This is a genomic window from uncultured Paraglaciecola sp., from assembly GCF_913058035.1.
GTDB lineage: Bacteria > Pseudomonadota > Gammaproteobacteria > Enterobacterales > Alteromonadaceae > Paraglaciecola.
The window spans coordinates 1-4,737 of sequence record NZ_CAJXPA010000256.1 but is presented as its reverse complement, the minus strand read 5'-3'; the positions used below and the strand labels follow the sequence as shown (position 1 = coordinate 4,737).

General features: G+C 39.8%; 5 protein-coding genes. 4 read left to right on the top strand and 1 reads right to left on the bottom strand.

Annotated features, from left to right (window positions below):
* Nucleotides 1–68: 68 nt before the first annotated feature.
* Both QZ562_RS19710 and QZ562_RS19705 read left to right on the top strand, forming a co-directional pair.
* Entirely contained in the window at nt 69–905 is an 837-nt protein-coding gene (locus QZ562_RS19710) for an OmpA family protein (protein WP_293764099.1), read from the top strand.
* 379 nt (nt 906–1,284) lie between these two features.
* Nucleotides 1,285–1,500, top strand: coding sequence for a TIGR02450 family Trp-rich protein (locus tag QZ562_RS19705; RefSeq protein WP_293764097.1), 216 nt, complete (start codon nt 1,285–1,287; stop codon nt 1,498–1,500).
* A 49-nt stretch (nt 1,501–1,549) separates the two neighbouring features.
* On the opposite strand, the gene QZ562_RS19700 is transcribed toward QZ562_RS19705, so the two are convergent.
* Entirely contained in the window at nt 1,550–2,188 is a 639-nt protein-coding gene (locus QZ562_RS19700; protein WP_293764095.1) for a TetR/AcrR family transcriptional regulator, read from the bottom strand.
* A 152-nt stretch (nt 2,189–2,340) separates the two neighbouring features.
* Between QZ562_RS19700 and QZ562_RS19695 the strand changes: the two genes are divergently transcribed.
* Nucleotides 2,341–3,192, top strand: coding sequence for a crotonase/enoyl-CoA hydratase family protein (locus QZ562_RS19695; protein ID WP_293764092.1), 852 nt, complete (start codon nt 2,341–2,343; stop codon nt 3,190–3,192).
* 50 nt (nt 3,193–3,242) lie between these two features.
* The coding region (locus tag QZ562_RS19690) for an NADPH-dependent 2,4-dienoyl-CoA reductase (protein ID WP_293764089.1) at nt 3,243–4,737 on the top strand (1,495 nt) is incomplete at its 3' end.

Sequence of the window (4,737 nt, the reverse complement as noted above, 5' to 3'; positions counted from 1 at the left end):
TTCAAGCAGAAGACGGCATACGAGATCTAGTACGGTCTCGTGGGCTCGGAGATGAATATAAGAGACAGATTTTAGCGTCTTTAAACACTAAAGCTGCATTACGCCAATATTATACGAAAGTTGAGAACTCAGATTGGAAGCTCAAAAATAAAAGTCGTTTACAATGCACGTTAAACCATAAACTCCCTGGTTATGGAGAAGCCATTTTTAGAAGTTTTGCATCAAAACAGCTTAACATGGAGTTTGAACTGGATATGCTACTTCTTCCTAAGTCTTATGGTGTCGCTGTAGTGAATTCAGTTCCACCAAAATGGATGCCCGGAAAAGTACAACGCACCATTGCGGATATGCCTATTCTTAAGCAATACAATGGTGACTTACCTGAACAAACTGCTTGGATTATGTTGACAGAGTTAGAGAAAGGTTTCTGGCCAACTATATATTATCAGGATTGGTACAACCCGCATGATAAAGTGGCAGTGGGATTAAACGCTAGTAACTTTGCTATTCCGTATAAACAATTTGCGCAATGTGTAGCAAATCTATTACCTTATAGTTTCCAAGATATTGCGTATACAGTGCTCACGTATCATTTTAATAACACTAATTTGACTAAATACTCGCAGAAACGCCTAGCTGCTATTGGTGAATATTTAAAAGAAGATACTGATTTAGAACTTATATTATTGGACGGCTATACCGATAGTTTTGGTGGTCGAGCAGTCAACAAAGAAATCTCTATACGCAGAGCATTAAAAATAAAAACGTTTTTGAGTTCTATGGGGGTATCCCCAGAACGCATAGAGATCACAGGACATGGTGAGAGGCGGCACATATCACCTAACACTAATGAAAGTACACGAGCTAAAAACCGCCGCGTTGTGATTAGAATGTCAAAACCATGAAAAACTATTTATGACTAGTCTGCGTGATGTGTGCCCAGTCGTAAGAGTTCCCATGGAAATATTGCATCGTTTTTAGCAAACAATAGTGTTTAAAAAGATAAAACGCTCGATTAGCACAATGCTTTTATTTTTCTTATTCTTGAACATCTGATCTTCGCATCTGATCTTCGCATATTGTTGTCGTTAGTAATGTTAGGTTTAATATTTCTTGTGTGCCAGATTTCAGTTTGCATCTATAGCTGCTCTCTTTTATGTTAGAAAACCCGTCAACTAGAGTCTCTAAAATCCAAATGCCACAGATAAATAAAATATCTTTAGTCAATCTAATGATATTTTAAGTAATAATGTCATTAGTTCATGGATAAATTTAGGAAACGTATTGAATAAAATCTCCCCCAAAAAGCTGCTGAATAGTAAATGGACAGCTGTATCGCCTTTAAATAAAGAAAAACATTTTATTATTATTGAAGTCGAATACGATGAAGATGCAGCTGTTGTTTCATGTTTGATAGAGGCTGTAATGTCCAAATGTTCAACACAGATCTATTGGCCAGACTTAAAAGACACGCAACAATGGGTACAAGGTTGGAAATAAATTAAAGTTACTAGTCTAATTAGTATTTGTACGATTTATTATTTCTGGGTTATTTAGATTGTGTCAATTGTTGTGTGAACAAATTAACCGCGCAGTCGCACATTTCATCAATATGGCTTCGGTCAGCGTAAATACCGTCAATTAATAAGCGTGCTATACCGTGCATTGTGCCCCATGTGACTTGCGACAAACGTAAGGTATCCTCACCGCGAGGCATCAATCCCTGCAACTGCCATTTTTTAGTCATTTCTACTTGATAATTAAAACTTGGGTAAGCAACGCTTCGTAGTTCATTAGTAGCACTATTTAGTTTCCAAATTGTACGACCAAACATTAAGTCGTACAATTCTGGGTTATCAGCTGCATAAGTAATATAGCCATGAAAAAATTGCCGATATTTTTCTTTAGGAGGCAACATATCTTGGTTAAATATGAATTCAGCGTCTTGTTGCCAATGCACAAAGCCTTGTTCAGCAATAGCACAAAGCAATTGATTTTTATCTTTGAAATGGTGGTAGGGTGCGGTGCGAGACACGCCAACCTTGTCGGCTAATTTGCGTAAAGACAACCCTTCAATACCCATTTCTTTTAGCAGTGAATTAGCCGCATAAAGAAGTGTACTTCGCAAGTCACCATGGTGATAACTCGACTTATTTTGTTTAGGTTCTGATTCTGCTTGATGACTCATAAACGTCTATTAATATATTTGATGTTTGATATCTTGACAGCGTCAACATAAGCTTTTATCTTGACGATGTCTAGTTTAATGTTCTGCTATCAGCTTTGGCTTTATGTATTAATTTTTATTGTTAAGCGCATAGCTAATCCAAGGAGTATGAGTTGCCTGATATCAATTTATTTGCGTTAGAAACGTTGTCGGTGAACATCGAAAACCACATCGCTCATATCCAACTGAGTCGTCCAGAGGCACTCAACAGCATGGTGCCAGCATTCTGGCGAGAATTACCAGCGGTGGTAAGAAAGATTGATGAAGAGTCAAAAGCACGGGTGATTGTCATTTCTTCACAGGGTAAGCATTTTAGTGCAGGTATGGATTTATCAGTGTTTACCAACATGGCCAAAGACTTTCAAGGTGAGCCTGCAAGAAGAGCTGAACGTTCTCGTCGATGGATACTTGAATTACAGGATGCGTTTAATGCTTTAGAAGAAATAAGAATACCAGTACTTGTTGCAATTCAAGGAGGAGCTATAGGCGGCGCTGTGGATATGATATGTGCTGCAGATAGCCGTTATTGTACTCTTGATGCATTTTTCACGATTAAAGAAACTGAGTTGGGTATGACTGCAGATGTAGGTACTCTTCAACGTTTACCACACCTCATACCGCAAGGTCTGGTAAGAGAGTTAGCTTACACTGGGCGCAATATGCCAAGTATTGAAGCCAAAGAATGTGGGTTTGTTAATCAAGTATTTGCTGATCAGAAAAGTATGCTCAAAGCGGTCATGAAAATTGCGACCCAAATTGCCATGCACTCTCCAATGGCCGTATCAGGGTGTAAGGAAATGATTAACTATACACGTGATCACAGCGTATCAGACAGCTTAAATTATATGGCTACTTGGCAAAGTGGCATGTTACAAATGCCTGACGTAAATGAAGCAATGACAGCGGGACAAGAGAAACGTTTGCCTGTTTACAGTGAACTCCACAAAAAATCTTCTGGCATGTAAGTCAGCATCCCCAAAATATAACTAATTTGAACAATAGGAATAATATTTATATGACTGTAAATACTGCATTATCTCAAGGCTTAGAAAAATACCCGCATCTACTTAAACCTTTAGATTTGGGTTTTACTCAGCTCAAAAACAGAGTGCTAATGGGTTCCATGCACACTGGTCTTGAAGAGGCACCTAATGGTCACGTACGAATGGCCGCTTATTTTGCAGAGAGAGCAAAAGGTGGAGTAGGCCTGATTGTTACAGGCGGTATAGGGCCAAATGATGAAGGGGCCACACACAAAGACACTAATCTTCTGGATTCTGAAGAAGCCATTAGCCACCACAAAATGATCACAGATGCGGTGCATAAGCATGGCAGTAAAATCTGCATGCAAATATTACACACGGGTCGCTACGCTTATAATCCAGCACTAGTTGCTCCATCTGCAGTACAAGCTCCAATCAATCCCTTTAAGCCCAAAGCTTTGGATGCAGCAGGAATAGAAAAACAAATACAAGATTTTATAGACACATCGGTACAAGCGCAAAAGGCGGGTTACGATGGAGTAGAAATAATGGGTTCTGAAGGTTACTTCTTAAATCAGTTTATTGCGGCTCGAACTAACCATAGAGATGATGAATGGGGCGGTTCATATCAAAATCGCATTCGTTTACCGTTGGAAGTAGTGCGCCGCGTTCGCGAAGCTGTGGGTGAGAAGTTTATCATTATATATCGTTTGTCGATGTTGGACCTAGTTGAAGGTGGTTCGACTTATGATGAAGTGGTTGAGTTAGGTCAAGCCATTGAAAAAGCAGGCGCCACTATTATCAATACTGGTATTGGTTGGCACGAAGCACGTATTCCTACCATCATCACTAAAGTACCACGTGCTGCTTTTACTTGGGTAACGGCTAAATTTAGAAAAGCTTTGTCTATCCCTGTCATTACTTCAAACCGAATCAATACGCCGGAAGTGGCAGAGGAGGTGCTAGCTCGTGGTGATGCCGATATGATATCAATGGCAAGACCATTTTTAGCTGACCCTGAATTTGTAGTAAAGGCAATGGAAAATCGTTCAGACGAAATCAATACTTGCATTGGTTGTAATCAGGCTTGTTTAGACCATGTATTTGAAGGCAAAACGAGCAGCTGTTTGGTTAACCCCCGTGCTTGCCATGAAACTGAGCTGGTGATTAAGCCAACTACAACTATAAAAAACATAGCAGTAATAGGCGCTGGGCCAGCTGGTTTAGCTGCAGCTACTACAGCGGCACAACGTGGGCATAAGGTAACCATTTTTGATTCTGCTAGCGAGCTTGGTGGGCAATTCAATATCGCCAAACAAATTCCTGGAAAAGAAGAGTTTTCTGAAACACTTCGTTATTATACCCGCCAGATGGAATTGCATAATGTTACGATTAAACTTAACACCCGTGTGGATGCCAATACACTCAACAGCAGCGAGTTTGATGAAGTCATCATTGCTACAGGCATTGCTCCACGAACTCCACCTATTGAAGGTATTGAACACAAAAAAGTGATGAGTTACGTCG